We start from the raw sequence: 26,438 nt of genomic DNA, 5'->3' as shown, positions 1-26,438 counted from the left end.
CCCACAATACCCGGTACTGACTGCTATTCGGTGTTGCCTGTTACTTCGTCAGGATCAGCTTGCCTAAGCGCGTTGCGCGCAGTTGATAGGTTTCGCCGTTATGCACGATGCTGACGTGACTGTGTCCTTGCAGCAGTGCGTCGCTGCGCACGACCCGATCCGACTTTTCGCTGGCACCGTTGGCGCGATCCGCTGCCGGCTTCGCGGCGGTTGTCGTCGCCGTCGCCGTCGACGGTTTCGGACGGCTGGTCAGCGCGGCCGCCGGGCGACGCAGGCTGAGGGTTGAAGAGCGCGTGAGATCGGTCATTCGTTTTAGCTGTTGGTCGATTCGATGGATTAATTCTAAATGATAACTATTCCCATTTACAAGAAAGAGAAATTCATCGGATTTGGCTTTCGATAGTGGAAGGGTGGAGGCGAACGGCAGAAAAAGGCAGGCCACCTTCCAGCTAGCGGCCTCGCCCGGTACAACGATGCGGGCAGGGCGCCCGCATCCACATCAATGCAACGAACCGGGTTCTTGCCTCGCCACGACATACTGGCGGATCAGCCGCACCGTATCGATATCGTTCTCGCGATACGCCGACTTCACGATTTCCTGCGTCTGCACGGCGTCCTGGTCGTCGGACACGGGCAGGGTGGTCGTGTATTCGAAGCGCAGGAACAACTGCAGTTCGTCGGGCTGCTCGATCGTCATGGTCAGCGAGCCGCCGACATAGTCCGCCGTCGGCAGAATGTCGTAGCGCACGCTCTGGCGATCCTGCAGCGTGACACGGTCGCGCACGGTGGCCTGGCCGTAGTGCAGTTCCCGTTCGAGCGTGTCGGCTTCGCGCGAAAGGATGGTGCAGCTGTCGAGGCCGATCACGAACAGTTGCGGCTGTTCAGCCCGGAGCACGAGACCTTCCCACAACTGCTCGCGGGTTATCGGGTCGACAAGCGGATTCAACGGATCGTTGATCTGGATAAGGTGTTCGAAATTCAAAACGACGGCTTCCTATGAAAGCGTTGCAATAGGTGCGGTCCCGTCAGCCGGTGCCGCACCCTTCCTGCTTCAGGCGACAGCGGCAAGACCCGAACGGATCGTGATCGAATGCGTGAGGATCTTGTGAACCGGGCACGCATTGGCAATTTGCAAGAGCCGTTCCCGCTGTTCGTCGGACAGATCGCCTTCCAGCATGATCTTGCGGTCGATCGTTGTGCCCGCGTCGCCGCTTTCGAGCGACAGCGCCACGCGCACGTCGGCAAGCGGCCAGCCCTTGCGCTGAGCGTACATCTTCAGCGTGATCGACGTGCAAGCGCCGAGGCTCGACAGCAACATCGTGACGGGCGAAGGCCCGCGATCACCGCCGCCGGCGGACTCGGGTTCGTCGGAGAGCCATGTGTGCTTGCCGTCGTCTAAAAGAACCTGGTAATTCGTCGAACCGATGTGGGCGGTGACGTGGGACTCTGCCATGCGCGCTCCTGAACAGGGACGGAAATCGCCGCGCGCCACGGTCCGTCATGTTTAGACGGTGTGGCGCGCGGCATAAATTACTATTGTGAACGAATTTACCGGCCTTCGCGCCAGTGCGTGGCGGCGCGGTGGTGGCGCGTCACCGCAATCGTGAGCGGCAACGCGCATTGGCAGGGGCAATCAGTGCGTGATCGCGCCCATGCGTCCGGCCTGATAGTCGATTACGGCCTGGCGGATCTCATCTTCGGTGTTCATCACGAACGGGCCGTAACGCACGACTGGCTCCTTCAGCGGCACCCCGCCGAGCAGCAGTGCTTCGAGCGGCTCGGCGCCGGCGCTCAGCGTGACCGACTCGCCGTCGTTCTGAAACACCACCATCTTCTGCGCATCGATTTCCTGACGCGCGTCGCCTTCGCCGTAAAAGCCCTTACCCGACAGGCTATAAGCGAACACCCGATAGTCGGCCGGCACGGGTTGCCGGATCGTCGCGCCCGGCTGCAGCGAGAAATGCTGGTAGAGGATCGGCGTGCGCGTTTCAATCGCCGCCTTGACGCCGAGCGCCTCACCCGCGATGACCTTGACGCGCACCTTGCCGTCCGCGGACGTCGCGACCGGAATGCTGGCCGACGGTATCTCCTGATAGCGCGGCTCGATCATCTTGTCGCGGCGCGGCAGATTCACCCACAACTGCAAGCCGTGTACGCGCCCGCCGGAGCGCACGAACGACGGGTCCGGCATTTCGCTATGCACAACGCCTGCGCCCGCGGTCATCCATTGCACGTCGCCGGCCCGCAACGTGCCGGAATGGCCGCCCGAATCCTTGTGGCCGAACTGGCCCTCGAGAACGTAGGTGACCGTTTCGAAGCCGCGATGCGGATGATCCGGCGCGCCTTTGGCCTCGCCCGGCGCATAGTCGATCGGACCCATTTCGTCGAGCAGCAGGAACGGATCGAAATCCATCAGTAGGCGGGTCGGAAATGGGCGGTGGACGATAAAGCCGCCACCTTCGGTCGTGCGAACGGCGGGAAACGTGCGTTCGATCGTGCGCGTCGTGCTCATCAAAGTCACCTCAAAAAATGGGGAATAGCGTTATTTTTGAAACATAGAGCTATTATAGGGACCGTTTTCCTAGGTGCCAGCCGCCCTTACGCAATGGATTGTTCTATTACTGGAACGATGAGATGAAGATCGATTCACATAATCTGAATGACCTGATGTACTTTTCGCAGGTCGTCGAACATGGCGGGTTTTCCGCCGCCGAGCGCGTGCTGGGTATTTCCAAGTCGCGCCTGTCGCGTCGGCTGACCGAGTTGGAGGCGTCGCTGGGCGTGCGCCTGCTGCAACGCTCCACCCGCAAGTTGGCGCTCACTGAAGCCGGTCAATTGTTCTACCAGCACTGTCAGGCGATGCTGAGCGAGGCGCAGGCGGCCGTCAACGTGGTGCAGCAGCTGCGTTCGTCGCCGCGCGGCACGGTGCGCGTGAGCGTGCCGGTGACGGTTTCGCAAACCATCCTGTCGCAGATTCTGCCGGAGTTCATGCATCGCTATCCGGAAGTGCGGGTTGTGATGCGCGTGACGAACCGCGTGGTCGATCTGTTCGACGATTCGATCGATATCGCGTTGCGCGTGCGTTCCGATCCGCCGGAGAACGCCAACATCGTGGTGCGCCCGCTGTGGCGCACGCAGCAGATGCTGGTCGGCGCACCGAGCCTGTTGCAGCAGAATGCGCCGCCGCTGTTGCCTGCCGATCTCAGCCGTTTTGAAACGCTCGACGTGCCGACCGGCGACGGGCGCCACGTCTTCGATCTGATTGCTCCGGACGGCACGCGCCACGCGCACGAACACGAGCCGCGCCTCGTCACGGCCGATCTGATGACGATTCGTGAAGCGGTGCTGTCCGGTGTGGGTATCGCCGCGTTGCCGGAAATGATGTATGGCAGCGCGTTGCGCGCGGGGCAGTTGTCGCCGGTGATGCCGGGCTGGACGTTTCCGACGCCGCAGTTGTACGCGGTATTTGTGTCGCGGCAGGGAATGGTGCCGGCCGTGCGGGCGTTCGTCGATTATCTGGTTGAAATGCTCGATCCGGACGAAGGTAAACACATCATGGGCGAGTGTCCGACGCGAGAAACACAAGACGCCGCGCAGTCGGCTCTCGCGGTCGCGTCATAGCACTTATTCCGGGTGGCAACATCGCTTTTAGCATTTAAGCGCCGCCTGTCATGAGTACTTTCAATGGCAGTTTGCTTGAATGCGCGCGTTTGCGGGCCTATAGTGAAATCCCTTCGCTAAGGAGTCTCTTATGCGAAAACTCATGGCCTCTATGATAGTGGGCCTGATAGGGCTGACCGCGCTGTCCGTGTCGACCACGGCTGTCGCATGCGGTGATTCGAGCTATCAGTCATCTTCTGACGGTAAGTGATCCCGCCGCCCGAAGGCGCCGAGTGCGCACAAAAAAAGGCCTTCATCTGACGATGAAGGCCTTTTACTTTTAGCACCTGTTTCAAGGGCTATTCTGCTTTTTCGGCAGGCGTTGCTTAACAGGGGCGCGATGCCACAGGCGGAGCGCTTGCCCTTATTTCGTTTTAGGCTGCGTGACGAAGCCGATCTTGGTGAGGCCGCCGGCCTGCGCCGCCGACATCACTTCCGCCACTTTCTCGTAGGCGACCTTGCGGTCCGCATCCAGATGCAGCTCCGGCTGCGGATTCGCTTGCGCGGCTTCTGCAATCTTCGCGCTCAGTGCCGCGTCGTCGACCTTCTTGTCATCCCACAACACGTTGCCGTCCGCATCGATCGCGACTGTCACTTGCGCGGGCTTGGTATCTTCCTTCTGACTGCTTGCATGCGGCAGATCGATTTTGACCGCGTGACGAATCACTGGAATCGTCACCATGAAGACGATCAGGAGAACCAACATCACGTCGACGAGCGGCGTCATGTTGATTTCGTTCATCAGGCCGTCGTCATCGTCGCTGGCGAAGGGGCTCATTGCCATCGGAATACCTCGTCGATCAGTGAGCGCGCGTGGCGAGACGCAAACCGTCGCCGCGCTTGGACGACGACAGACGGGCGCCCGTCACGAAGAACGCATGCAAACCGTGCGCAAAGCGGCTCAGCTTGGCGACGATCGCCTTGTTGGCGCGCGTCAGGGCGTTGTAGCCGAGCACGGCCGGAATCGCCACGAACAGGCCGAACGCGGTCATGATCAGCGCTTCGCCGACCGGGCCCGCGACCTGATCGATCGACGACTGGCCGCTCGCGCCGATTGCCAGCAGTGCGTGATAGATGCCCCACACCGTACCGAACAGACCGACGAACGGAGCCGTGCTGCCGATCGAGGCGAGAATCGCCAGACCGCTTTGCATGCGCGCGACGCTTTCATCCATCGTGTCTTTCAGGCAGCGTGTCACCCAGTCCGACACGTCCATGCGGTCGTGCAGATGCGGCTGGGTTTGATGATGGTGATCGGCGGCTTCCTGGCCCGACAGCGCGAGCGCGAGGAACGGATTGTCCTGCGGCGTCGACGAACCGGCGCCGAGTTTCTTCACGCCATCGGCGAGGTCGTCCGAATGCCAGAACTGCTGCTCGGCGTTCTTCGTGAGACGGTTCAGGCGCATCACATTCCAGCCCTTGATGGCGATCACGCTCCACGACATCACCGACATGACCAACAGCGCGAGCGCGATACCGCGCGTCACGAAATCCCCTTGCGCCCACACGTGCGCCAGTCCGTAGTTTTGCATTGCTATTCCTTCTTTTTTAAAATCCGCCTCAATCGTTCAGATTGAAGTTGTAAGGCTGGGTGTACGCGGCCCGAATTGGCTGGCCGTTCTCGAGATAGGGTTTGCAGGCACTCGCGTGCGCTGCGGCAAGCGCGGCATCGTCCAGACGGTTGAAGCCGCTGCTCTTTTTCAGTTCGATGTTTTCGAGCTTGCCCGTCAGTCCGACCACGAACTTCACGTAGGCCGTGCCGGTTTCGCCACGCCGTTTGGACAGCGACGGGTACTCTGGCGTGACCATGTTGCAGTCGATGTGCGAAACGTTTTTCGGCGCGGTGATTTCCATCGTCGGACGGCCTACTGCCGGTGCGGCCTGAACGGGCGGTGCAGCCGGCGCGGGCGGCGTCGGATCAGGCGCGGCGACAGGCGTGGGCGATGGCGCGGCAGCCACGGGTAGCGGCGTAGGCGCTGGTTTGGGCGTCGGTGTCGGCTTTGGCTGGACTTTGACTTTGGTATGGACCGGCGGCGTTGGCTTGGGCGGTGGCGGCGCGATCGATTGCAACGCGACGGACGCGGCCACCGGTGCCGGCGGCAGCAACTGCGCGGTCATGACGCGCGATTCGATTGCCGGTGGCGTGGGGTCATGACGCAGCGTCAGGATCACGGCGAGCAAAGCGACATGAATCGCCGCGACCGCGGCAGTCGCGGTCAAGGCACGGGAGTTCATTCTGAGGGACGAAGCCGGCGTGGTGCGGGCTGAAACGGTATGCGAGGCCTGCATGTTAGCGTGGAGGCGTGCCGTCGATGCGGCACGTCAGACAAGACATCGTCATGTTCGGAAGATCAGCAGCGAAATGAACAAAGTGGTCACGAAACCTATCAGCAATTCCATCTCGAACTCCTTTTAACGGATGAGCGGGGTAGCTGGCTGGTACGGATACTGGCTTGCTGACGGCAGTGGGATAACGCGTGAAGCAGTGGGGCGGCAAGCCCCGGGGCGCGGCCTGGGCCACGCCCTGCAAACGGTCTCAGGCGGCCTTGCGTTCGTAAAACGTCAGCGGCACGGCCTGCGCGTGATGATCGAAGCCGCAACGGCTCGCGCACACGCCGCTTTCCATCATGACGCCGCGCACGGAATCCGCGCACTTTCCACAGCAGATAGCGACGCCGAGCTCGAACTGGAGTTCGTCGAACGAATCGACGCCTTCCGCGATCGAGGCACGGATCTTTCGGTCAGAAACAGACTTGCAGACACAGACAATCATGGCAGGGCGTCATAGCTAACGTTAATGCGAACTATTATCATTTTGATTGGCCGGTTTGGCAAGCGTCCTGCATCATTTTTTGTAACAAAACCAGACTCTTAGAAGGGTTTCGTCTAATGGAGGGGTCGGGCGCGAGCGGCGGGAAGAGGGCAAAAACGTCTGAAAAGCACGCGAAAAGGCCGTCTGAAGGCCTGAAACACAGCGGGCAACGGATTTATGCGGCTTGGGAATCCGGCGCGGCCGTGCGGCGCGAAGGGATCACGACCTGGTCGACCGTTGCGTCAATATGCAGCAGGGTAGCGGCAAGTTGCTGCTGATGTGAGCCGTCGTCGGTCGAATAAAAGCGGGCCGGAACAGTGCCGGTGCTTTCCGGTGTGGCGCGCAGCCCATGCTGGTCGAGTACCCGTTCCAGCTGGCGCGCAATGGCCACGCTCGTATCGATCAGCATCAACCGGTCGCCGACGATATCGCGGATCGCCGCATCGAGAAACGGATAGTGGGTGCAACCGAGCACCAGAGTGTCGGCGCCGGCGTCGAGCATGGGCTCCAGGTAGCTGCGCAGCAGTTCGCGCAGTTCAGCGGACCCGACGTCGCAGCGCTCCACCGCCTGCACGAGCCCATGGCCCGGTTGGCAAAGAAAACGGCAATCACTGGCGTAGCGCTCGAGCAAGGCCTGGAAGCGGGCGCTGCGCAAAGTCACCTGAGTGGCGAGTACGCCGGCAACACGCGTTTTCGACTGCAGCGCGGCGGGTTTGATGCCCGGCTCGACTCCCACCAGCGGGATCGCCAGCTTTTCGCGGACCAGCGCGATCGACTGTGCGGTCGCCGTGTTGCACGCGACCACCAGCGCTTTCGCCCCTTGTTTTGCGAGCCATTCCCCGATTGCGAGGGTGCGATCGGCGATGAAGTCGTCGTCGCGTTCGCCGTAGGGGGCGTAGAGCGAGTCGGCGACGTAGATGAGCGCCTCGTTGGGCAGTTGCGCCCGAACCGCCCGCAACACCGACAAACCGCCCAGACCCGAATCGAAAATGCCGACCGGCGCTCGTGAATTGTCACCCGAGGCGGCAATCCCGACACTTGAAGACGGCGATTCTGTGGACATAGGCGATAGGGAGACGCGCGGCGCACCGGTCACGGGAAACTCACGAAAACGGGGAAGTGCGCAAGTATATCGCCCGCACGGCGCCTGCTTTGATAAACGAGCCGGCTCGCTTGCCGGCTGATCACCAGCCAGGCCGGATGGCGTATGAACGGATCCATGAGCCGGCGCGCGGGTTTTTTCAGCTTGGTTCGATCAGGACTCGATCGAGCCCATTGCGGTTTGCTGGTAGTTCTGGATGCCGACCTTGTCGATCAGGTCCAGTTGCGTTTCGAGCCAGTCGATGTGCTCTTCCGTGTCGTCGAGAATCTTCACGAAGATTTCGCGCGAGATGAAATCACGAACCGATTCGCAATACACGATCGCTTCTTTACAGGTGCTCTGTGAAATCTGTTCGAGCTTCAGATCGCAAGCGAGGATTTCTTTGGTTTCCTCGCCGATCAGCAGCTTGTGCAGGTCTTGCAGGTTCGGCAGGCCGTCGAGCATGAAAATGCGTTCGATTAGCCAGTCGGCGTGCTTCATTTCGCCGATCGATTCGTCGTATTCATGCTTGCCGAGCTTCTCGAGACCCCAGTGCTTGTACATTCGCGCGTGCAGGAAGTACTGGTTGATCGCGGTCAGTTCGTTTTTCAACTGTGAGTTGAGATATTCGATGACCTTCTTGTCGCCTTGCATGATGTGTCCTTGTAGGGGATTTGATTTTCCCAGAACAATAAACGCCGAAACGCAAAAAGCCAAGGCAAAAAATCAGATTTTCGCTTGATTTCAGAGGGTTTTTCGCGTGATGCGTACCGTTCTCATTTCATCATAAAAAAAGCCGGGGTTTCAGGCCCCGGCTTTAAATTATTCAGCGGATGTCAATAGCGATCAAACCGTCGCGACCGGAATTTTGCCGATCTTCGCTTGCCATTCCTTCGGGCCGGTCTGGTGCACCGAGGTACCGTTCGAATCGACGGCAACCGTCACGGGCATGTCCTGCACGTCGAACTCGTAGATCGCTTCCATGCCGAGGTCTTCGAACGCGAGAACCTTCGCGCTGCGAATCGCTTTCGACACGAGGTAAGCCGCGCCGCCCACGGCCATCAGATACGCGGCCTTGTGCTTCTTGATCGCCTCGATCGCAACCGGGCCGCGCTCGGCCTTGCCGATCATCGAAATGAGGCCGGTTTGCGACAACATGGTCTCGGTGAATTTGTCCATGCGCGTGGCGGTGGTCGGGCCTGCCGGGCCGACTGCCTCGTCGCGCACCGGATCGACCGGGCCGACGTAATAGATCACGCGGTTCGTGAAATCGACCGGCAGCTTTTCGCCCTTGGCGAGCATGTCGGCGATGCGCTTGTGCGCGGCGTCGCGGCCCGTCAACATCTTGCCCGACAGCAGCAGCGTTTGGCCCGGTTTCCACGAGGCGACTTGTTCCGGCGTCAGCGTGTTCAGATCGACGCGCTGGCTCTTTTCCGTATCCGGTTCCCACTGCACTTTCGGCCATGCGTCGAGCGACGGTGCTTCGAGCTTCGCCACGCCCGAACCATCGAGTGTGAAGTGCGCGTGACGGGTCGCTGCGCAGTTCGGAATGATTGCGATCGGCTTGCTCGCGGCGTGCGTCGGTGCGGCCATGATCTTCACGTCGAGCACGGTGGCAAGACCGCCAAGACCTTGCGCGCCGATCCCGAGCGCATTGACCTTCTCGTGCAGTTCGACGCGCAGTTCTTCGATCCAGTCTTGCGGACCGCGTGCGATCACGTCCTGAATGTCGATCGGATCCATCAGCGATTCCTTCGCCATCACCATCGCTTTCTCAGCGGTGCCGCCGATGCCGATGCCGAGCATGCCCGGCGGGCACCAGCCCGCGCCCATGGTCGGCACAGTCTTCAGAATCCAGTCGACGATCGAATCCGACGGATTCAGCATCGCGAACTTCGACTTGTTTTCCGAGCCGCCGCCCTTGGCCGCCACCTGCACGTCGACCTTGTCGCCCGGCACGATTTCGTAGTGGATCACGGCCGGCGTGTTGTCTTTCGTATTCTTGCGCGCGCCTTCCGGCGGGCTCACGATCGATGCGCGCAGCACGTTGTCCGGGTTCAGATAACCGCGGCGCACGCCTTCGTTGATCATCTCGGTGACGCCCATCGTCGCACCGTCCCAACGCACGTCCATGCCGACCTTCACGAACACCGTGACGATGCCGGTGTCCTGGCAGATCGGGCGCTTGCCTTCGGCGCACATGCGGCTGTTGGTGAGAATCTGCGCGATCGCATCCTTCGCGGCCGGGCTCTCTTCGAGCTCGTAAGCGCGGCCCAAGGCCTGGATGTAGTCGAGCGGGTGGTAATAGCTGATGTACTGAAGCGAATCAGCAATGCTCTGAATCAGATCTTCCTGTTTGATGACGGTCATGGCTAGCTCAGTGGGGACAATGGCGCTTGTTATTCCGACACGCAGGGCAGTGCGGTCAGTCGTGCGCCTTCAGGGGAGTGGAATCGTGGGAACTCACGACATGCAGCGCCGTGGGCTCCTGAAAATGTTTCGGGTGCGTATGCGTAGTGAGGCGGTCGACCAGTGCCATTACCAGCGCCGAGACGAGGAACGCGACGTGAATGATCACTTGCCACATGATGGCGTGCGTCGAATTCTGGTCGGGGCTGATGAAGGTCTTCAACAGATGGATCGACGAGATACTGATCAGCGCCATCGACAGTTTGACCTTCAGCACGCCGGCGTTCACGTGGTCGAGCCATTCCGGTTCGTCCGGATGACCTTCCACACCGAGGCGTGACACAAAGGTTTCATAGCCGCCGATGATCACCATGATCAGCAGGTTCGAGATCATCACCACGTCGATCAGGCCGAGTACCACCAGCATGATGTTGGTTTCGTCGAGCGTCATGGACGCGCTGACCAGATGCCAGACCTCTTTCAGGAACAGGACGACGTAGACCGCCTGGGCGACGATCAGCCCCAGGTATAGCGGCACCTGCAGCCAGCGGCTCATGAAGATGATGACGGGCAGCGGGCGCATCGGGCGGCGCTGACGGGCGGAGTCGGGTCGCGGAGCGGACATAGGTAAGAGTCAGATGAAACGCAGGTGACGGAACACGGACTAAATGCGCTGTCCCGACGCGCAAATCAAACGCGCGGTCGAGCACGCAAACCAGGGCGCAGACGGCGCAGTACGCGGCCAGGGAGGCCGGAGAAGCTCGCGTCAGGCGCGCTATTGTACAGCGTCGGATGAATTTGCTGCGGCGCGCTGCACCTTCGCGAGGCGCAGCACGGGCCACGCCACCGCGATGGCGATCGCGAAGCGCGGTAGCGCGAACAGCGGGGGCGGGAGCTAATTCGACAATGGACTTGCCGATTCCAACATTGCTGCCGCCCCGCGACATCAAGGTAATGAGAAGTCGGGCGTAGTGGTTCAAGCGGAGGTCCGGGTCAGAGCGGGCGCAGCCGACTGGTTTATTGGATGACCCGGCGACCCATGCGGCGGCCGGCTGCGTTCAGCGCGAGTCAAGCTCGCGTGGAGCGCCCCGCTCAGGCGCCGCCGCCGCCCGTGCCACCGGCCTTGCCCATCATGGACGTGATCATGCCGAGGATCGGCGAGACCAGTTGCGTCGCGGCGGAGAGCGCCTGTTTAATGATGTCCATGATCTGGCCGATTCCCTGGGCCATGTCCGCTCCGCCGCCACTCTTGCCGCCCGCGCCTTGGGCCGCGCCATTGTCCTCCGCGACGCCGGCCTGTTGCGCAGGCGCGTGCCGGGCGACCTGGCCGGCTCCGCCCATATCACCAACGCCGCCGTCGTCCGGAGGAGCGAACATTTGCGTGGCGCCGATATTCGCGTCGGCCTGCATACCGCCTTGCAGCGCGCCCGGACCGCCGCCCAAATCGAAAGGCATGCTGGCGCCCATATCGAAAGCCATACCGTTGCCACCGTCACCAATTGCATTCGTCATACTAATATCCTTGTGTTGGCCCATTGTCGAGCCGGAAAAGCCGTGCGGCGATTTCGTGAAACGAAAATAGCGCGTCAGCCGCCGGCTAAAGATTTTTATAAAGCTAACGGATCAGTCTTTTTCAATTTTTCGATAAATCTCCTTCTGGGTTATTGAGGCGGATTCCGCAAGGCGTCGGGATCGATTGCTTCCGGATTGATTGGATGTTTTTTGTCAAGTAATTGGGTGACGCAAATAATGCGTATCAGGCCGGTGAAGTTGCAGACCGTCTCCTGCGTCAAATCAATTTCGCGTGCCCATTGAGAAATCAATTTCCCCACCGACATGGATTTCTGGCGGGCAATTTCTTCAATGATTCGCCAATAGACTTCTTCCAGCCGCAGACAGGTTGCGAGTCCGTTGATACGTATGGAGCGCAGTCGTGGCCGTGCCAGCGCGGGAGTGAAGTTGCAATACTCTGTCATCCGCATAGGCGTTCGCGTGTAGGAATGCATGAACACGCGACGACGGGTAATGCGATGAAGCCAACTCCTGCCGCAAGGCTTTTATTGTTATCGCTAAATTTACGAGATAAATAGAACCGGATGTTTCGCATGTCTGGACGAAGTGAGTGGCAGTTCGCCAATCTTCATCTTATGGAGTGCCTAATGGGTCATACAGGGATACGACGTTAATAAATCGATGAATGTCTTATTTTCTGGATATGCGAAATGAATTTAAAGGCCGTTCAAGAGGTTTTTTTGTTTTTGATCAAGAAAAATTTAATCGGACGGCATTTCGCTGTGTCGCCGCTCTTTGTCGTACATGTATATGACCGCGATTTTGTCGGGGCCATTAAATTCATGGCTGACGTAGTCAATAAACGTGGCCAGGAATTTTCCAATGCATATGATGTTGCGCAGTGATTCGACCAGAAGGAAAGGCGGTGGCCGACCTGCCTGCTCGCCGCCGCCCGCGGCCCGGGCCGTGCGTCATCTCGCCGGCCAGCTTGCGGTGGCGGCGGTTCTGGCGGCGTTGCTGGTGTCGGCAGCCCCCGCCGCCATGCCCGTATGGCGAGGCGCCACCATGCACTACGCGGTGAACGGCGCGCCGTTGCCCGACGTGCTGCGCGACGTACTCGCGGTGGAAGGGCTGACCGCGGACATTGGCCGCGACGTCAAGGGTGTCGTCAACGGCCGTTTCGACGACGCGCCGGGCAATGTGTTCGCGCAACTGGTCGAGGCCTACGGTCTGGTCTGGTATTTCGACGGCAGGGCGATGCACGTCACAAGCGCGGCCGGCGTGCGCAGTCGTGTCATCCCGTTCGCGCCGTTGACCCGCGACGCGGTCGCTTCGTTGCTGCGCAACCTCGATCTCGACGACGCCCGTCTGCCGGTCCGCTACTCGCCGACCACCGCGCGCGTGGCCGGTCCTGCGATTTTCGTCGACGCGGTGGTTGAGGCTATCGACAAGGCGCAACGCCAGGCGACGGTCGAGCCTTCGTTCGATCAGACCGTGATCCGGATTTTTCCGCTGCGTTACGCGCAGGCGGAAGACATTCACTACACGGTGCGCTCGCAGGATCAGGTGGTGCCGGGCGTGGCCTCGCTGCTACGCCGTCTGATGAACGACACGTGGCAGGCAAGCGTGCCCGCCGTGACTCGCTCGCGCGCCGAGGTGCGCAATGCGCGCGGCGCGCCGCCGCCGCTGCCGAGCTTGCGCGGCCTGGGTCTCGCCGGCACGCCGTCCAGCTCCGACAGCGATGACGACAGTGATACCCACAGCGCGCCGCCGCTGCCGGGCGCGCAGAATGCCCAGACTGCGCCGCCGGCGGCGACGCCCGCGCGGCGCAACATCCTTGCCGATCCGCGCACCAATTCGGTGGTCGTCAACGACCTCGCTTCGATGATGCCGAATTACGAACGCGCGATCGCGATGCTGGATCAGCCGCAGGAGCTGGTCGAGATCGATGCGGTGGTGATCGACGTGTCGTCCAGCGCGGCGCGTTCGCTCGGCGTGCAGTGGGGCGGCGCGAGCGGGCGCATCAATGGTGCCTCCGGGACCATGAACGCACCGGTGAGCTTCGGCAATCCGGGGTTGCTGACTCCCGCCAGCGCCGCCAGCGGGTTGAATCTCGCGACGCTCGTCGGCAATTCGGCGCAGTACCTGTTCGCCCAGCTTCACGCACTCGAGGACGCCGGCAAGGCGCGCGTGCTCTCACGTCCGCAGGTGCTGACGCTGAACAACACCGAGGCGGTGTTGACCTCGCGCAGTTCGGTGTACGTGCGGGTCGCGGGCAATCAGGACGTCGATCTGTTCAATATCGACGTGGGGCTCACGCTGAAAGTGACGCCGAGTGTCGAAGCGACCGGCGACGCGCGCAGCAGCATCCGCCTGAATATCCAGATCGAGGACGGCGGCTTCAACTCGACGATGTCGGTGGATGGGATTCCAAAGGTCGACAACCATTCGATCGTGACACAGGCCGTGGTGCGCGACGGCGAAAGTTTGCTGATCGGCGGCTACCAATACGAACGCAGCGAGAGCAGCACCTCGAAGGTGCCGTGGCTAGGCGATGTGCCGTATGTCGGTGCGCTGTTCCGTTCCACCGAGACCACTCACGAGCGGCTCGTGCGGCTGATTCTCATCACGCCGCGCATGAAGCGCGCGTCGGGCGGCGACGTAGCGCCGGATTTGACGAGCCAACTGGCGCGCGCGTCGATGGCGGCGCCTGCGACGGCCATAGCCGTGCAGTCGCAGGTCGGCGCGGCGTTGCTGCCGGCTGGCCAGGCGGCGCAAGCGAAGCCGTCAGGCCAATCGATGCAATCGGCTCCGTCTCCGCTCGAGCCGGTGAACAGGATGCCGTGGGAGAACCGCCGTGACCGCTGATGCGCAAATCCAGGTGACGGACGGCGTGCACACCGGCGCGAGCGTGGTGCTGCAGCCGGGTCGGTTACTGCAGATCGGCAGCAGCAGCGAGGCCGATCTGATGGTGATCGACGAAGGGGTCCACGCGCGCCATCTGAGTGTCCAGTTGCAGGACGCGCGCCTCGCGTTGACCGCGCATCGGGCGGGCGTCGCGGTGTTCGGGCGAAGCCTGGCGCCAGGGCGTCGCGTGCTGTTGCGGCGTGGTGCGTGGTTCTCGGCGGGGCCGGTCAAGTTCCGTTTCAGCGGACGCGATGCATCCACCACGACGATGGCGCGCGACGCCGAGCGGGCCTATCTGCTGCGCCATGCGCCGCTCGCTTACGTGACGAGACGCTGGTCGGACGCTTCGCCGATCCTGAGGGCCTGCGTGGTCGCCACGCCGTGCGCGCTGGCGCTTCTTCCGTGGTTCGCGTCGAACCATCTGGTGGACCCGCCGCGTTCATCTCGAACCAGCGAGACCTTTCGGCTCGTCAAGACCCATGTCGATCCGAAATCCGGCGCGCTCGTCTACGAGGGCTACGTACGTACGCAAACCGATCTCGCTGCGCTGAGCGCGAGCGCGTGGTCGCGGCAACGCGCGCCGGTCATGCGGGTGATCGTGCTCGACCAGTTGCAGGACGCGGTCCGGGAGTTCCTCACCCGCTATTACCGCGGCGCCGAGGTGCGTGCCGCCGAACCCGGTGCGTTCAGCGTGACGCTGCCCGACGGACGTGGCTTCGTGTCACCCGAATCGTGGGACTACGGCCGCGTCGAGCGGCTGGCTCGCGGCGAAATCAACGGCTTGCGCGGCCTTACCTTCCCAGGCCATGCGCAAGGCGCGGACCGCGTGCGGGTGCCCCTCGACGCGCTCGGCATGAATCTGCTGGTTGGAAAACATGCGCTCTGGCTCACGGACGCGCAGGGCACGCGTTATTTCGCCGGGGCGCGGCTGCCGGTGGGCCGGATTACACGCATCTCGGCGTGCGCCGCGGAAGTGACGCGTGATGACGATGGTTCGGTATACGAATTTTTCATGGAGGCGAGCCATGCCCCCAGAAACTGCCGTTAAAAGCACCCTTGGCGCCTGCGCCGATCTGCTGCTGGAAGAGCGGCTCGCCGAAGGCGGCGGCGCGGGACGCGCGGCCATCGTTGCGCAACTGACGGACGAAATCGCCGCCCTGAGCCAGGTGCTGCAAAGCGCGGCGCCGGCCCCGCAAAAAGAACTGATTCTGCTTGTCGAGTGTTTGCGCGCGGCTCGGCAAGTGGTGGAACGAAGTGCCAACTTCACAAACGCGCGCGACAACAGAAAGGAATCCAGATCATGAATCAGGTCAACACAGTAGCTCCGAACACCGGGGCCAACGGTTTCGGCGGCTTTGGCGGCGGCGATGGCGGTTCCACGGTCGGCGCGACTGGCGGCATCTCCGCGCAGAAAGTGTCGGAAGTGCTGGCGAAGATCCTCGAGAAGCAGAACAAGGACTTCGACAACAAGCTGCAACAGGCCGAAGGCGCGGACGACAAACAGCAGAACGTCGCGATGATGAAAGTGCAGCAGGCCATGGGCGCGGTCAACACGACCCAGAGCGTCGCGACGTCCTGTATCCAGGGCCTGACTGACGCGCAGAAGGAAACCGCTCGCGCTTCCCACTAACGCTTTTTCTTAACCGGACGGAGACACCTTCGGGTGTCTTCGGGAGCTTCATCGATGCAGGACGATACCCTGGAACTGCTGATTTCGATCGGCCATTACGCCCGCGTCTACCGACGCTTCGACGAGGCGCGCTATCTGTTCGAGCGACTGGCGTTGCTGTATCCGCAGCGCGCTTTTCCGTATCTCGGCCTTGGTCTCGTCGAACTGGACCGCGCCAACTATCGCGGCGCCTCGCTGTTGTTTGGCCGGGCGATGGACGTCGCGCCCGCCAGCATGCTCGCGCGCGCCTGGCTTGGCGTGTGTCTGGTGCTCGAGCAGCGCTACGCGGCCGGCGTGCGGATGTTGACGAGTGTCACAGCCGACGAGCCCGGCGCCAGTTCCATGGCGGCGGCCTTTCTCGGCCTGCCCGAATGCGTGCCTTACGCGCGAGCCGCCAGCACGACCCAGACCGCGAGCCCTGCGGTTTTTCTATCCACCAATGAACGACTGACTATCCGAAGCGGACATTGATATGTTGCAACCCCCTGTTATTACCGCGCCGCCGCCGGCCGATCTTTGGTCCACCGTCGGCGCCCAGACCATCGGCCAGCCAGGCGACGCGGCTACCGACGGCTCCCTGATCGAACGTCTGCTGGCGCGCGCCCAGGACGCCCAGGACGCGTCGGCACAGCAACTGAACACGCACATGGAGCAGCTCGACTCCGGTCGCATTTCGACCTCCGACATGTTGCGTCTCCAGGCGGACATGGGCGCGTTCGCGGTGCGGGTGCAGATGACGGTGCGCGTCGCCGACGAAGCCGGTCGCGCGATCCAGACGCTGTCGCAGCGAAGCTGATGCGCCGCGTTCTGATCCTGCTGCCGGTGCTGTTCCTCCTTGCCGGCTGCAGAACCTCGCTATTCGAAGGCCTGGACGAGGACCAGGCGAACCGGATCGTCGCCGCGTTGAGCCATCACGGCATCAATGGCTACAAGGAACGCAACGCCGACCGGAGCTGGAACATTTCCGTCGACGACGCCGACGCGGTGGTCGCCACCGAACTCGCGAGCGCTTATGCGCTGCCGCGCGGCGGCCACGCCAACCTCGGCGACCTGTTCAGCCGCCAGGGTTTGATCTCAAGTCCGGAGGAGGACCGGATTCGCTACGTGTTCGGCCTGTCGCAGGAACTCTCCGAAACGCTTGAAAAGATGGACGGCGTGTTGCTGGCGCGCGTGCATATCGTGCTGCCGGAGAAGGATCCGATGGACCCGACGCACGACACGCTGCCGTCGGCCTCCGTGATGATGCGCTACCGGGGCGACACCAATCTTGAACCGATGCGTGACCGGATTCGCGCGCTGGTGGCGGGTGGGGTCGAGGGACTGATGCCCGAGCGCGTGGCCTTGACGCTCGTGCCGGTCACGCCGGTGCTGAGTTTTCCTGGCGGTTGCGACAACGATCACGACATCGCCGGCGGAAACGATGTGGCCAGCGCCGCAGGCGCGGTCAGCGTGACGACCTGTAGCGAAGCCAGGGCGCGCATGCCGTCGCGTGCCACCACCGTGCTGGGTGCGCTGGCTGCGCTGGTGCTGCTGGTGTCGGGATCGATCTGGCTATGGCGCTCGGGTCTGCGCACGCGGTTCGAACGCGAGCCGCGCGGCGGCCGCAAGCCGGCAGGCGCGTCAGACGGGCGCCGCGAGCCGATGACGGGCGACAAGCCACGCGCAGCCGGCGAAGCGAAAGAAGCAGGAGAAGCGGCCGGCCCGACGGAGCATCGCGGAGAAGACGCATGAAGCACGCCTATACCTGCGCGCCGGCGGACTGGGCGCATCACAGCTGGCTCGAGGACGGCCGTCCGATCCGCAACGAACGCGCCGCGCGCAATGCACATGCGGCGCTGTTTGGCCGCTACCCGCAATTGGTTCAGGTGGCGCTTTCCGACGTGCCGCCCGCGCTGCCGATCTGGCCGCGTCCCGCGTGCGCGCGCCTGTGCCGCATCGTCGCCGCGCTCGCGTTCGCCCGTTCGCTGCGCCGCGTGGTCGCCGCGCAGGCGCGCACCGCCTTCGCGATGGGCGTCGCGCCGCGCATGCTCGGCGCGATCCAGCGTCACCCACGCGCGGCCGTTGCCGATCTGCGGATCGAACCCATGCCGCCGCTGTTCAGCCGCCGCGAGATGACGGCGGTCGGCCTCGCATTGGCGCTCGAAGCTGCCGCAGATTCGCGCTACGCGTTCTGGTGGAGCCTGAGGTTGCCGCGCGGGATTTCAGAAGCCGCGTCGCATTACCAGGTGCACGAATTCACCGCCGCCGACGCACGCGAGCTGGTCGCTACCGCGCGACGTCTGTTGGAGGGCAAGCCATGCTGATCTGCCGAATTGGCCCGTGGCGAATTGAATGCGACGGGCATCTGAGCATACGTGAGCAACTGTCGCTCGATGGCCTGCGCGCCGTCGAGGCGGAGCGCGCTGCCGAAACCGCCCGCGAGCGCAGTCGGCTCGTGACGCTCGCCCGTAAGCTCAAGCGGCGGGCGTGGCGGCGCGGGCACGCGTCCGGCGTCGCCGCCGCGTTGCGCGAGCAGGTCGCGCGCACGGCTGCGGCGGCGTACGCGGCGCATCGTCTCGAGGAGCGGCTCATGCGCATGGTGCTCGAGGCGGTGACGGACATCGTGGGCGAATTGCCGCCCTCGGCGGCGCTCGCGAATCAGTTGCGCCGCTCGGTGATCGTCGCGCAATCACAGCGGCTGGTCTCAGTGCGCGTCGCCCCTGAGGTGTTCGACGAGGCGAAGCAACTGATCGGCACGGTTGAGCGCGAACTGGGCGCGCCGTTATGCACGGTGCTTGCCGATGCGGGTCTGCCCGCGCACTCGTGCGTGATCGAAACGGAGGCGGGCGTGATCGACGGCGGCCTCAAGGTGCAGTTGCGCGCGCTGGAGCAGGGCATGCGCGATGGCGTGGCTGCGATGCTGCACCAATACGACTTCCCGGATCGGGCCGGCCGCACGACGCTAGCGGCGATCGAGCACGGCGTGCGCGACACGTTGGCCGCGTTGTCGGCGCCCGTGACGATCGCGCCGCCGCCTTCGCCACCACTTTCGCCACCACCGTCAGTGCCGCCGGCCCCGCCGCCGAACGTCGTGCGCATCGTGCGTCGCCCCTATATCCGGGAGGCGGCATGACGCTCTGGCCCGACATGGAGACGCTCGCGCTGGAGGACGTGGAGCGCCACAACCTGGCGATCCGGCATTTTGGCTTCCCGCTCGCGGTGCAGGTCGGCGCGCGGCGCTTCACGCTGCAATTCGAAGCGTGCCGCGAGCGCTATCCGCTGTTGCTCTCGGGCGTTGCCGCGCAATCGCCGTTCAGCGTGGCGTGCGACGCCGGCGCGCTACTGCCCGAACTCGCCACGCCGGTGCTCGGCGCGCGCGGCGACGCGGCCCCCACGCATATCACCGACGCCCTGAGCGACTGGCTGTGCGCGCTCGAAGGTCTGTTTGGTTTTACCTTCGACGTGAACGGTGTTGCCTTCGATGCGCTCGCGCCGACGGGCGCCTACGGCGTCGCCGTGACGCACACCGCGAGCGGTCGCACAGCACATTTTTCGTTTCGCAGTCCGGCGGTCGACGCCTGGCTGCGCCAGCGGCCGCCGCCCCCGGTCGGCCGCGAGGCGCTGCTCGCACGCCTTCACGTGCGCCTGCCTGTTTGCGTGAGCGGTCCGTCTTTATCGCTGCCGCGCCTGCGCAAGATCGCGGTGGGCGACGCACTGCTATTCGACCGTCATTCCTGTTGCCTGCGTGTGCCCATGCGAATGGGCACGGGCAGGGTTTTGTTGAAGTTTGCTGAGGAGCACACCATGATTGACCAAGTCCTGACCGAAGCCGCCACGCCCCTCGAAGTGAGCAGCGAACTGCTGCCCATCGACGCCCTGACTTTTCCGTTCGACGCCGTGCTCGGCACGCTGTCGCTATCGGTTGCCGAACTGGCGCATTTGCGCGAGGGATCGATCGTCGCGTTTCGCTTGCCGACGCGTGAACGGAAGGTAACGTTGCTATGTCAAGGGATTCCGTTCGCGCGTGGCGAACTGATCGATATCGAGGGATCGCTCGGCGTGCGCGTCACGCGATTGACGCACGGAGATCTGCCGGCATGATCGCCCAACTCGACCAGTTGCAGGTCGTCAGTCTGTTTTTCATGATGGGCCTGCTACCGCTCGCGGTCGCGATGACCACCTCGTTCACGAAGTTCAGCATCGTTCTGACCTTGCTGCGTTCCGCGCTCGGTGTGCAGCAGGCGCCGAGCAATCTCGTGATCTCGGGCCTCGCGCTCGCGGCGACGCTGGTCGTGATGGCACCGACGATTGCCGCCATCCAGTCGGCGCTCGACGACGCGCAGGGCGCTGAAAGCACCGGCGCCCTGCCGCGTCCCGCCGAGTTGCTGCAGGCGGTGCGCGGCCCGCTCGGCGATTTCATGATGAAGCATTCGCGCCCCGCCGAGCGGCAGTTTCTCGTCACGGCCGCGAAGCGGATCGACCCCGCCCGCGACGCGCGCGAAACCGATATGCCGCTTCTGATTCCCGCGTTTCTGATCAGCGAGATTTCAAGCGGCTTCGAAGCGGGCTTCCTGCTGTATATCGCGTTCCTGGTAGTGGATCTCGTGGTGGCCAACGTGCTGACGGCGATGGGCATGATGATGCTGTCGCCGAGCACGGTATCGATTCCGTTGAAGCTGTTCGTCTTCGTATCGGTATCGGGCATGTCCAGGCTGATGCACGGCCTCATTGTCGGCTACGCTAAATGAGCAGCGTGCCGACTCTCGCCACCTTGTCCAGCGACGCATTGCTGCTGGTGTTCTGGCTCTCGTTGCCGGCGCTCGCGGTCGCCACCGCCGTGGGTCTCGTGATCGGCCTCCTGCAGTCGATCACGCAGATTCAGGATCAGAGCCTGCCGTACGGCGTGAAGATCATCTGCGTGGGCTTCGTGCTGATGCTCACCGGACCGTGGGCGAGTCGCGAACTGGCGCGTTTTCTCGCGCACGTCTTCACGTTCATCGCGGCGGGGCGCCTGCACTGAACATGAACCACGTCGACTATCTGGAGGGCTTCGCCTTCTGCGCGATCCGCCCCGCCGTGGCGCTCTTTCTGATTCCATTCGGGCAGAGCGGCTCGCTGGGTATCGCGCTGCGCCTGCCGGTGCTGCTGGCCCTCGCCATGCTGCCGCAGCAGGTCGGCTGGCCGCCGCATCTGCTGACGGGCGCCGGTCTCGAGGTGGCCACCGGCATCGCGCTGGGTTTGCTGCTCAGCACGATTTTTCATGCCGCCGCCGCGGCCGGCGCGATTCTCGACCAGCAGGGCGGCTACGCGAGCGCCGCGATGTACGACCCGAACTTCCAGCAGGACGCGGCGCTGTTCGAAACATTGTTCCTGCAGTTCGCCGCGTTGACGCTCTTCACCGGGCCCGGCTTGCCGTTGCTATTCGGCTTTTTTGCCGACGCCTGGGTGCTATGGCCACCGGGACGCTGGCGGACCGATCTGGTCGACGTTTTCCGGCAACTCGCGCTACGCGATATCACGGACACGTTTATCGACGGCGTGCGGCTCGCAAGCCCACTGCTCGGTCTCGTGCTGATGGTGGACATCGCTTTCGGACTGATGTCGCGCCACGCGAAGCGCCTCAACCCGTTTGCGACCGCGCGCACCGTCAAGGCGCTGGTGCTTTCTCTAGCGGTGGTGTTGAGTGTGCCTGCGCTGTTTGCGCAATTGCAACTCGTCTTCCAGCACGCGATTCATCTGATTCCGTAAGCCACCGGGCGACCCATGAGCAACAAAACCGAAGCACCAACCCCAAAACGTATCCGCCGCGCGCGCGACGACGGCGAGATCGCCAGAAGTACGCACGTCAGCGTCGCGTTCAGCGGCCTGTGCTGGTGGCTGTATCTCGTCATTGAGGCGCCGCATCTCTATGCGCTGGCTTGCCAGTTGATCGTGCGCGTGACGACGCTCGACGCCTCACGCGCTTTCGACGACCAGTTCGCTACAACCTTCGCCGCCTGCCAGGTGTTCACGATGCCGTTCCTGACGACACTCGGCGTGGGGGCGCTCGCGGTGCTGATTCCGGAGTTGGCGCAAACGCGCGGCCTGCTCGCGTTGAAGCGGGTGAAGCCCGACTTCAAGCGGCTCAATCCGCTCAACGGACTCAGGCAGATGTTCAGCCTGCGACTGGTGTGGGATTCCGTGCTGACGATCATACAGTTCGCGATTCTGCTGATTCTCTTCGCGATGGCGATCCAGACATGGCTGCGCCAGCTCGCACCCGCCTATACGTTTTCACTGCCGGTGCTGCTGGGCTACACGGCGATCTCGCATTCGCATCTGCTGGCGTGGATGGCGGCGTCGCAGATCGTGCCCGGCGTGGCCGACTATCTCATTCAACACTTCTTGTGGATGCGCGGACTGCGCATGGACAAGAACGAAATCAAACGCGAATTCCGCGACGACGAGGGCGACCCCTATGTGAAAAGCCGTCGTCGCGCACTTCATCGGGAGCTTGGTCAATAACATGTCGAACCCTTCGTTTCTCGGTCGCTACGATCTCTCGGCGTTCTTCGCGCGGCACGCCGATCTCGCCGTCGGGATCGGCGTTCTGGCGGTGCTCGCGCTGCTGATCGTGCCGGTGCCGCCGTTCGTGCTCGATCTGTTCATCTGCGTGAGCTTCGCGGCCAGCCTGATGATGCTGACCACCACGCTGTACGTGTCGAAGTCGGTGGAACTGGCGAGCTTTCCCTCCTTGCTGCTGCTGACCACCTTGCTGCGCCTCGCGCTCGCGATCGCGTCGACCAAGATGATCCTGCTGCATGCGCACGCCGGCCAGATCATCGGCGCGTTCGGCGCGCTGGTGGTGGGCGGCAACGTGGCGGTGGGGCTGGTGGTGTTCATCGTGCTGGCGGCGATCCAGTTCATCGTGGTCGCGAAGGGCGCGGACCGCGTCGCGGAAGTGGCGGCGCGCTTCACGCTCGACGGTATTCCCGGGCGGCAGATGAGTATCGACGCCGATCTGCGCAACGGCGTGATCTCGGCGGTGCAGGCAAGTCGCATGCGCGCGTCGCTGGAGCGCGAAACGTATTTCTACGGCTCGCTCGACGGCGCGATGAAGTTCGTCAAGGGCGACGCGGTGGCGGGCCTCGTGGTGGCGCTAGTGAACATCGTCGGCGGACTGACGGTGGGGATCGCGCAACGTGGCATGTCGTTCGCCGACGCACTGCAGGCGTACACGATCCTCACCGTGGGCGACGGCCTCGTCTCGCAGATTCCGTCGCTGATCGTCTCGGTGGCGGCGGGCATTCTGGTGACGCGCGTGAGCGCGGGCGAGGGCGCCGACGCGCACCTGGGCGGCGACATCTACAAGCAGCTCACGGTGCATCCGAAGGCGATCGGCATGGCCGGGGCCACCTGCATGGCGCTGGCCGCGATCCCGGGTTTTCCGCACATCCAGTTTCTGGTGGCGGGCGGGCTCCTGCTCACGCTCGCCATCACGCTGCTGCGCAACGCATCGCTGGCGGCGAACTCGCAGCGCGCGCTGATGCCCGGCATGACGCGCGACGGCGGCAACTACGTGCCGCGCATTCTCGACGACGTTGAACTGGGTACGAGCGCGACGCTGCGTTTGCGGGTCGGTCTGAAGGCGTTCGACGCGTTGCGGCCCGAGGCGCTGAACCGCTCGCTCGGCCAGTTGCGCCGCAATCTGATGACCGATCTCGGCGTGCCGTTTCCGGGTCTCGCGTTGTTGCGCGACAAACGGCTGTCACCGGAACGGTACATCGTCGATATTGAGGACGTGCCGTTCGCTAGCGGCACGCTGGTGGCGGGGCACATGCTGGTGAGCGGCGACGCGGCACAGGTCACGTTCGAAGGCGTGGAAGGCTATCGGTCGCGCGCGGAAAAAGCGGTCTGGGTGGCGGCCGCGACGGCGGCGTCGCTTCGCGATCCGCAACTGCACAAGGCGACGGTGGAAGAGGCGCTCTGCGAGCATCTGGCGGAGGTGTGCGAGCGTTCGGCCGCCGACATTCTCGGCACCCAGGAAACACGCTTCCTGCTCGATCAGTTGGCGATCGAATTCCGCGAACTGGTTGCCCAGGCGGCGCAGGCGGTGAGCACGGTGCAACTCGCGGGCGTGCTGCGGCAATTGCTGCAGCAGCGGGTGCCGATCCGCAATCTGCGCGCGATCCTGGAGGCGATCGTGAGGGTGCCCGCCGGCGAGCGTACCACCGACCGCATGCTGCGCGAGGCGCGCATTCAGTTAGGGCGGCAGATCGCGCGTGTCTACGCCGACCTCGAAACGTGGACGATCAGTGCAGCGGTGCTGGACCCCGGCTGGGAAGCGAGCCTGGAAGCGCAAATCCGGGGTGGCGTGGATGGCGAGCCGCAATGCGTGTTGTCCGCCGACGAAATGGCGCGCACGCAGCACATCCTGACCGGCGACCTGTCGGGCATCGGACTGATCGTCACGAATGCCTTGTTGCGTCCGCATCTGATGCGTCTGCTGCACGATTTTGGCCGACGTATCGACGTGCTGGCGATCGAGGAAATTCCACTCGACATCTATCGCGTGCGGACCGTCGCCACTCTGGGGGTGGCATGACTTTCGATCTGCCACGTGGGGCGCGAGGCGGGGCGCCGACGCTGATTTCCACGCCCACGCTGCATGGCCGCGTCGTGGAAGCGCGCGGCGTGATCGCGCGCGTGGTGGGCGTGTCCTTGCGCATCGGCGAAAAGGTGCGGCTGGTGCGGCCCGATACGCTCGAAGCGCAGTTCGGCGAGGTGGTGGGCTTCGCGCACGACGGCGCGCTCGTCATGCCGCTCGCGGGGCTCATCGGGCTGTCCGACATCACGGAGGTGCAGGGCTGCGGCGCCACCTGGAGCAGTGTGGAGGCGAGCGGACTGCTCGGCCGCGTGGTGGACGGACTCGGCAATCCGCTCGACGGCAGGGCGCTGCCACCGTCGCCGTCCTCATTCGATGCAACCCAGCCTGGAAACGCGGCCGCTTCGGTCAACCCGCTCGAGCGTCCGGTGATCTCCGCGCCATTCGCCACCGGCGTGCGCGCGATCGACGCCATGCTGACCTGCGGCGTCGGACAACGCACCGGCATTTTCGCGCCAGCGGGCGGCGGCAAGAGCACCATCATGGGCATGATCGCGAATGGCGCGGCCACCGATGCGGTCGTGGTCGCGCTGATCGGCGAACGCGGCCGCGAGGTGGCCGAGTTCATCCACGATCACCTGGCGCAGCGGCGTGAATCGACGGTGGTGATCGCCGCCACCTCTGAGCGTCCCGCCGCCGAGCGCATCAAGGCGGCGGAACTGGCCGCGCGCGTGGCGGTGGGATTGCGCGCGACGGGCCGCAACGTGCTGCTGTTGTTCGACTCGCTGACCCGCTACGCGCGCGCGTTGCGCGAACTGGGCCTCGCCGTCGGCGAACCGCCGTTGCGCGGCGGCTTTCCGCCGAGCGTGTTCGCCCAGTTGCCGCGCCTGATCGAAAGCGCGGGCGCGACGGCGCAGGGCAGCATTACCGCGTTCTACACCGTGCTCGCCGACGAGGCCGACATGTCGGACCCGGTCGCGGAAGAAGCGCGTTCGCTGCTCGACGGCCATATCCAGCTTTCGACGAAGCTCGGCGCGGCCGGCCATTATCCGGCCATCGACATTCTGCGCAGCCGCAGCCGCCTGATGAATCGCGTGGCGGGCGCGGCGCAGCGCGCGGACGCCAACCGTGTGCGCGACTGGCTCGCGCGTTACGAAGAGATCGAAATGCTGCTGCAGATCGGCGAGTACGAGCGCGGTCACGACGCCGAAACGGACTGCGCGATCGACCAGCGTCCCGCGATCCAGCGCTTTCTGTGTCAACCGTACGATCGCAGTAGTCCGTGGGCGGAAACGTTGGCGTCGCTGCGCGCGTTGTGCGCGAGCGCGGGTGTGGCGCCAGGCACTGTATGACGTGCGGCGCGGCGCGGGAAGCAGAGCTTTGGCGGGTGCTCGCGAAAGTGCGTGGTTTGCGGGTGCGCCGCAAGCTGCATGCGCTGGCCGACGCACGTCGTCAGGAGCGGCGCGCGGCCGCTGTCGTGGAGGCTGAGGTTGCGGCACTGGCGCGTCATGGGGACGAGCGCACGCGTGTGCTTATGTTCTGCCGGCACGAGCAGCGCGCGGGCGGACAGTGGTACGCCACGCTGCGTGCGCACGACGCCATGGCGCCGGTGTTGCAGCAGAGCTTGAGCAACGCGCGGCAGGCGCACGAACTGGCGCGCCAGCAGGCCGGCGAGGCGCTACGGGCGTGGCAGATCGAGCGGGCTCGGCACGATGACGCGAAAGCGCGCGGGCGGGCGGCGCTCGCCCGCGTGGCCTCGGAGGGCCGCGAACATGGCTAGCGCCGCCCGCCCGCTCAATGCCGCTCAATGCCGGTCAATGCCGAC

At 63.8% G+C, this 26,438-nt stretch carries 33 protein-coding genes; 19 read left to right on the top strand and 14 right to left on the bottom strand.

Annotated elements, in window-relative coordinates:
* Positions 1-40: 40 nt before the first annotated feature.
* From hemP to GH665_RS14720, 4 genes are all read right to left on the bottom strand, one after another.
* Positions 41-307: a hemin uptake protein HemP gene (gene hemP / locus GH665_RS14735; RefSeq protein ID WP_153136477.1), complete on the bottom strand. Its 267-nt coding sequence runs from the start codon at positions 305-307 to the stop codon at positions 41-43.
* 192 nt (positions 308-499) lie between these two features.
* Positions 500-982, bottom strand: a complete 483-nt coding sequence (locus tag GH665_RS14730) for an SRPBCC family protein (protein WP_153136476.1) — start codon at positions 980-982, stop codon at positions 500-502.
* Between the two features lie 69 nt (positions 983-1,051).
* Positions 1,052-1,453, bottom strand: coding sequence for an OsmC family protein (locus GH665_RS14725; protein ID WP_153136475.1), 402 nt, complete (start codon positions 1,451-1,453; stop codon positions 1,052-1,054).
* Positions 1,454-1,633: 180 nt separating this feature from the next.
* A complete protein-coding gene (locus tag GH665_RS14720) occupies positions 1,634-2,512 on the bottom strand; it encodes a pirin family protein (protein ID WP_153136474.1) in 879 nt (292 codons plus the stop codon).
* A gap of 122 nt (positions 2,513-2,634) precedes the next feature.
* Between GH665_RS14720 and GH665_RS14715 the strand changes: the two genes are divergently transcribed.
* Complete coding sequence (locus tag GH665_RS14715) at positions 2,635-3,621, top strand: LysR family transcriptional regulator (RefSeq protein WP_153136473.1); 987 nt, start codon at positions 2,635-2,637, stop codon at positions 3,619-3,621.
* 403 nt (positions 3,622-4,024) lie between these two features.
* Here GH665_RS14715 and GH665_RS14710 read toward each other — a convergent pair whose 3' ends face one another.
* From GH665_RS14710 to GH665_RS14665, 10 genes are all read right to left on the bottom strand, one after another.
* Positions 4,025-4,444 carry an ExbD/TolR family protein gene (locus GH665_RS14710; RefSeq protein WP_153136472.1) on the bottom strand — a complete coding sequence of 140 codons (420 nt, stop codon included), beginning with the start codon at positions 4,442-4,444 and terminating at the stop codon, positions 4,025-4,027.
* 16 nt (positions 4,445-4,460) lie between these two features.
* Complete coding sequence (locus GH665_RS14705; protein ID WP_153136471.1) at positions 4,461-5,192, bottom strand: MotA/TolQ/ExbB proton channel family protein; 732 nt, start codon at positions 5,190-5,192, stop codon at positions 4,461-4,463.
* Between the two features lie 28 nt (positions 5,193-5,220).
* Positions 5,221-5,949 (bottom strand): energy transducer TonB, encoded by a 729-nt coding sequence (locus GH665_RS14700; RefSeq protein WP_153136470.1) that lies wholly within the window; start codon positions 5,947-5,949, stop codon positions 5,221-5,223.
* A gap of 247 nt (positions 5,950-6,196) precedes the next feature.
* Complete coding sequence (locus GH665_RS14695; protein WP_153136469.1) at positions 6,197-6,433, bottom strand: (2Fe-2S)-binding protein; 237 nt, start codon at positions 6,431-6,433, stop codon at positions 6,197-6,199.
* A gap of 214 nt (positions 6,434-6,647) precedes the next feature.
* Complete coding sequence (murI, locus tag GH665_RS14690) at positions 6,648-7,535, bottom strand: glutamate racemase (protein WP_153136468.1); 888 nt, start codon at positions 7,533-7,535, stop codon at positions 6,648-6,650.
* A gap of 192 nt (positions 7,536-7,727) precedes the next feature.
* A complete protein-coding gene (bfr, locus tag GH665_RS14685; RefSeq protein WP_025496401.1) occupies positions 7,728-8,207 on the bottom strand; it encodes a bacterioferritin in 480 nt (159 codons plus the stop codon).
* Between the two features lie 192 nt (positions 8,208-8,399).
* The gene (locus GH665_RS14680) at positions 8,400-9,923 is read right to left on the bottom strand and encodes a fumarate hydratase (RefSeq protein WP_153136467.1); all 1,524 of its coding nucleotides are present in this window, start codon (positions 9,921-9,923) and stop codon (positions 8,400-8,402) included.
* A 55-nt stretch (positions 9,924-9,978) separates the two neighbouring features.
* Entirely contained in the window at positions 9,979-10,587 is a 609-nt protein-coding gene (locus GH665_RS14675; protein WP_153136466.1) for a TIGR00645 family protein, read from the bottom strand.
* 467 nt (positions 10,588-11,054) lie between these two features.
* Positions 11,055-11,474 carry a hypothetical protein gene (locus GH665_RS14670; protein WP_153136465.1) on the bottom strand — a complete coding sequence of 140 codons (420 nt, stop codon included), beginning with the start codon at positions 11,472-11,474 and terminating at the stop codon, positions 11,055-11,057.
* A gap of 149 nt (positions 11,475-11,623) precedes the next feature.
* A complete protein-coding gene (locus GH665_RS14665) occupies positions 11,624-11,944 on the bottom strand; it encodes a ribbon-helix-helix domain-containing protein (protein ID WP_246216221.1) in 321 nt (106 codons plus the stop codon).
* 240 nt (positions 11,945-12,184) lie between these two features.
* Between GH665_RS14665 and GH665_RS14660 the strand changes: the two genes are divergently transcribed.
* The 18 genes from GH665_RS14660 to GH665_RS14575 are packed head-to-tail and all read left to right on the top strand — an operon-like array spanning position 12,185 to position 26,393.
* Positions 12,185-12,379 carry a hypothetical protein gene (locus GH665_RS14660; protein ID WP_153136463.1) on the top strand — a complete coding sequence of 65 codons (195 nt, stop codon included), beginning with the start codon at positions 12,185-12,187 and terminating at the stop codon, positions 12,377-12,379.
* Entirely contained in the window at positions 12,357-14,342 is a 1,986-nt protein-coding gene (gene sctC, locus GH665_RS14655) for a type III secretion system outer membrane ring subunit SctC (RefSeq protein ID WP_153136462.1), read from the top strand. The genes GH665_RS14660 and sctC overlap by 23 nt, the downstream gene beginning before the upstream one ends.
* Positions 14,332-15,429, top strand: coding sequence for an FHA domain-containing protein (locus tag GH665_RS14650; protein ID WP_153136461.1), 1,098 nt, complete (start codon positions 14,332-14,334; stop codon positions 15,427-15,429). Before sctC ends, GH665_RS14650 begins: the two co-directional genes overlap by 11 nt.
* Positions 15,407-15,685 carry a hypothetical protein gene (locus tag GH665_RS14645; protein ID WP_153136460.1) on the top strand — a complete coding sequence of 93 codons (279 nt, stop codon included), beginning with the start codon at positions 15,407-15,409 and terminating at the stop codon, positions 15,683-15,685. Before GH665_RS14650 ends, GH665_RS14645 begins: the two co-directional genes overlap by 23 nt.
* Positions 15,682-16,011 carry a hypothetical protein gene (locus GH665_RS14640; protein ID WP_025496410.1) on the top strand — a complete coding sequence of 110 codons (330 nt, stop codon included), beginning with the start codon at positions 15,682-15,684 and terminating at the stop codon, positions 16,009-16,011. Before GH665_RS14645 ends, GH665_RS14640 begins: the two co-directional genes overlap by 4 nt.
* Before the next feature lie 54 nt (positions 16,012-16,065).
* Positions 16,066-16,521 carry a tetratricopeptide repeat protein gene (locus tag GH665_RS14635; RefSeq protein WP_153136459.1) on the top strand — a complete coding sequence of 152 codons (456 nt, stop codon included), beginning with the start codon at positions 16,066-16,068 and terminating at the stop codon, positions 16,519-16,521.
* 1 nt (position 16,522) lies between these two features.
* The gene (locus tag GH665_RS14630; RefSeq protein ID WP_246216220.1) at positions 16,523-16,846 is read left to right on the top strand and encodes an acyl carrier protein; all 324 of its coding nucleotides are present in this window, start codon (positions 16,523-16,525) and stop codon (positions 16,844-16,846) included.
* Positions 16,846-17,781: a type III secretion system inner membrane ring lipoprotein SctJ gene (sctJ, locus tag GH665_RS14625; RefSeq protein WP_153136458.1), complete on the top strand. Its 936-nt coding sequence runs from the start codon at positions 16,846-16,848 to the stop codon at positions 17,779-17,781. The genes GH665_RS14630 and sctJ overlap by 1 nt, the downstream gene beginning before the upstream one ends.
* Positions 17,778-18,353, top strand: coding sequence for a hypothetical protein (locus tag GH665_RS14620; protein WP_106353685.1), 576 nt, complete (start codon positions 17,778-17,780; stop codon positions 18,351-18,353). Before sctJ ends, GH665_RS14620 begins: the two co-directional genes overlap by 4 nt.
* A complete protein-coding gene (locus GH665_RS14615; protein WP_153136457.1) occupies positions 18,347-19,162 on the top strand; it encodes a FliH/SctL family protein in 816 nt (271 codons plus the stop codon). Before GH665_RS14620 ends, GH665_RS14615 begins: the two co-directional genes overlap by 7 nt.
* Positions 19,159-20,130: a FliM/FliN family flagellar motor switch protein gene (locus tag GH665_RS14610; protein WP_153136456.1), complete on the top strand. Its 972-nt coding sequence runs from the start codon at positions 19,159-19,161 to the stop codon at positions 20,128-20,130. The genes GH665_RS14615 and GH665_RS14610 overlap by 4 nt, the downstream gene beginning before the upstream one ends.
* The gene (gene sctR / locus GH665_RS14605; protein WP_153136455.1) at positions 20,127-20,777 is read left to right on the top strand and encodes a type III secretion system export apparatus subunit SctR; all 651 of its coding nucleotides are present in this window, start codon (positions 20,127-20,129) and stop codon (positions 20,775-20,777) included. The genes GH665_RS14610 and sctR overlap by 4 nt, the downstream gene beginning before the upstream one ends.
* Entirely contained in the window at positions 20,774-21,049 is a 276-nt protein-coding gene (sctS, locus tag GH665_RS14600; RefSeq protein ID WP_153136454.1) for a type III secretion system export apparatus subunit SctS, read from the top strand. The genes sctR and sctS overlap by 4 nt, the downstream gene beginning before the upstream one ends.
* 2 nt (positions 21,050-21,051) lie before the next feature.
* Positions 21,052-21,777 carry an EscT/YscT/HrcT family type III secretion system export apparatus protein gene (locus GH665_RS14595; RefSeq protein ID WP_153136453.1) on the top strand — a complete coding sequence of 242 codons (726 nt, stop codon included), beginning with the start codon at positions 21,052-21,054 and terminating at the stop codon, positions 21,775-21,777.
* 15 nt (positions 21,778-21,792) lie between these two features.
* Entirely contained in the window at positions 21,793-22,533 is a 741-nt protein-coding gene (locus GH665_RS14590; protein ID WP_153136452.1) for an EscU/YscU/HrcU family type III secretion system export apparatus switch protein, read from the top strand.
* A gap of 1 nt (position 22,534) precedes the next feature.
* Complete coding sequence (locus GH665_RS14585; protein ID WP_153136451.1) at positions 22,535-24,613, top strand: flagellar biosynthesis protein FlhA; 2,079 nt, start codon at positions 22,535-22,537, stop codon at positions 24,611-24,613.
* Complete coding sequence (locus GH665_RS14580; RefSeq protein ID WP_153136450.1) at positions 24,610-25,965, top strand: FliI/YscN family ATPase; 1,356 nt, start codon at positions 24,610-24,612, stop codon at positions 25,963-25,965. Before GH665_RS14585 ends, GH665_RS14580 begins: the two co-directional genes overlap by 4 nt.
* A gap of 47 nt (positions 25,966-26,012) precedes the next feature.
* The gene (locus GH665_RS14575; protein ID WP_246216219.1) at positions 26,013-26,393 is read left to right on the top strand and encodes a hypothetical protein; all 381 of its coding nucleotides are present in this window, start codon (positions 26,013-26,015) and stop codon (positions 26,391-26,393) included.
* The last annotated feature ends 45 nt before the right edge of the window (positions 26,394-26,438 follow it).

Source organism: Paraburkholderia agricolaris (genome assembly GCF_009455635.1).
Classification (GTDB): domain Bacteria; phylum Pseudomonadota; class Gammaproteobacteria; order Burkholderiales; family Burkholderiaceae; genus Paraburkholderia; species Paraburkholderia agricolaris.
Note: the sequence above shows the minus strand (reverse complement) of the source record. Positions and strands in the feature narration are given on the sequence as shown.

Coding starts and splice junctions, on each gene's coding strand:
- hemP (WP_153136477.1), bottom strand. CDS start 307: ATGACCGATCTCACGCGCTCTTCAACCCTCAGCCTGCGTCGCCCGGCG.
- GH665_RS14725 (WP_153136475.1), bottom strand. CDS start 1,453: ATGGCAGAGTCCCACGTCACCGCCCACATCGGTTCGACGAATTACCAG.
- GH665_RS14720 (WP_153136474.1), bottom strand. CDS start 2,512: ATGAGCACGACGCGCACGATCGAACGCACGTTTCCCGCCGTTCGCACG.
- GH665_RS14715 (WP_153136473.1), top strand. CDS start 2,635: ATGAAGATCGATTCACATAATCTGAATGACCTGATGTACTTTTCGCAG.
- GH665_RS14710 (WP_153136472.1), bottom strand. CDS start 4,444: ATGGCAATGAGCCCCTTCGCCAGCGACGATGACGACGGCCTGATGAAC.
- GH665_RS14705 (WP_153136471.1), bottom strand. CDS start 5,192: ATGCAAAACTACGGACTGGCGCACGTGTGGGCGCAAGGGGATTTCGTG.
- GH665_RS14700 (WP_153136470.1), bottom strand. CDS start 5,949: ATGCAGGCCTCGCATACCGTTTCAGCCCGCACCACGCCGGCTTCGTCC.
- GH665_RS14695 (WP_153136469.1), bottom strand. CDS start 6,433: ATGATTGTCTGTGTCTGCAAGTCTGTTTCTGACCGAAAGATCCGTGCC.
- murI (WP_153136468.1), bottom strand. CDS start 7,535: ATGTCCACAGAATCGCCGTCTTCAAGTGTCGGGATTGCCGCCTCGGGT.
- bfr (WP_025496401.1), bottom strand. CDS start 8,207: ATGCAAGGCGACAAGAAGGTCATCGAATATCTCAACTCACAGTTGAAA.
- GH665_RS14680 (WP_153136467.1), bottom strand. CDS start 9,923: ATGACCGTCATCAAACAGGAAGATCTGATTCAGAGCATTGCTGATTCG.
- GH665_RS14675 (WP_153136466.1), bottom strand. CDS start 10,587: ATGTCCGCTCCGCGACCCGACTCCGCCCGTCAGCGCCGCCCGATGCGC.
- GH665_RS14670 (WP_153136465.1), bottom strand. CDS start 11,474: ATGACGAATGCAATTGGTGACGGTGGCAACGGTATGGCTTTCGATATG.
- GH665_RS14665 (WP_246216221.1), bottom strand. CDS start 11,944: ATGCGGATGACAGAGTATTGCAACTTCACTCCCGCGCTGGCACGGCCA.
- GH665_RS14660 (WP_153136463.1), top strand. CDS start 12,185: ATGAATTTAAAGGCCGTTCAAGAGGTTTTTTTGTTTTTGATCAAGAAA.
- sctC (WP_153136462.1), top strand. CDS start 12,357: ATGCATATGATGTTGCGCAGTGATTCGACCAGAAGGAAAGGCGGTGGC.
- GH665_RS14645 (WP_153136460.1), top strand. CDS start 15,407: ATGCCCCCAGAAACTGCCGTTAAAAGCACCCTTGGCGCCTGCGCCGAT.
- GH665_RS14640 (WP_025496410.1), top strand. CDS start 15,682: ATGAATCAGGTCAACACAGTAGCTCCGAACACCGGGGCCAACGGTTTC.
- GH665_RS14635 (WP_153136459.1), top strand. CDS start 16,066: ATGCAGGACGATACCCTGGAACTGCTGATTTCGATCGGCCATTACGCC.
- GH665_RS14630 (WP_246216220.1), top strand. CDS start 16,523: ATGTTGCAACCCCCTGTTATTACCGCGCCGCCGCCGGCCGATCTTTGG.
- sctJ (WP_153136458.1), top strand. CDS start 16,846: ATGCGCCGCGTTCTGATCCTGCTGCCGGTGCTGTTCCTCCTTGCCGGC.
- GH665_RS14620 (WP_106353685.1), top strand. CDS start 17,778: ATGAAGCACGCCTATACCTGCGCGCCGGCGGACTGGGCGCATCACAGC.
- GH665_RS14615 (WP_153136457.1), top strand. CDS start 18,347: ATGCTGATCTGCCGAATTGGCCCGTGGCGAATTGAATGCGACGGGCAT.
- GH665_RS14610 (WP_153136456.1), top strand. CDS start 19,159: ATGACGCTCTGGCCCGACATGGAGACGCTCGCGCTGGAGGACGTGGAG.
- sctR (WP_153136455.1), top strand. CDS start 20,127: ATGATCGCCCAACTCGACCAGTTGCAGGTCGTCAGTCTGTTTTTCATG.
- sctS (WP_153136454.1), top strand. CDS start 20,774: ATGAGCAGCGTGCCGACTCTCGCCACCTTGTCCAGCGACGCATTGCTG.
- GH665_RS14595 (WP_153136453.1), top strand. CDS start 21,052: ATGAACCACGTCGACTATCTGGAGGGCTTCGCCTTCTGCGCGATCCGC.
- GH665_RS14590 (WP_153136452.1), top strand. CDS start 21,793: ATGAGCAACAAAACCGAAGCACCAACCCCAAAACGTATCCGCCGCGCG.
- GH665_RS14585 (WP_153136451.1), top strand. CDS start 22,535: ATGTCGAACCCTTCGTTTCTCGGTCGCTACGATCTCTCGGCGTTCTTC.
- GH665_RS14580 (WP_153136450.1), top strand. CDS start 24,610: ATGACTTTCGATCTGCCACGTGGGGCGCGAGGCGGGGCGCCGACGCTG.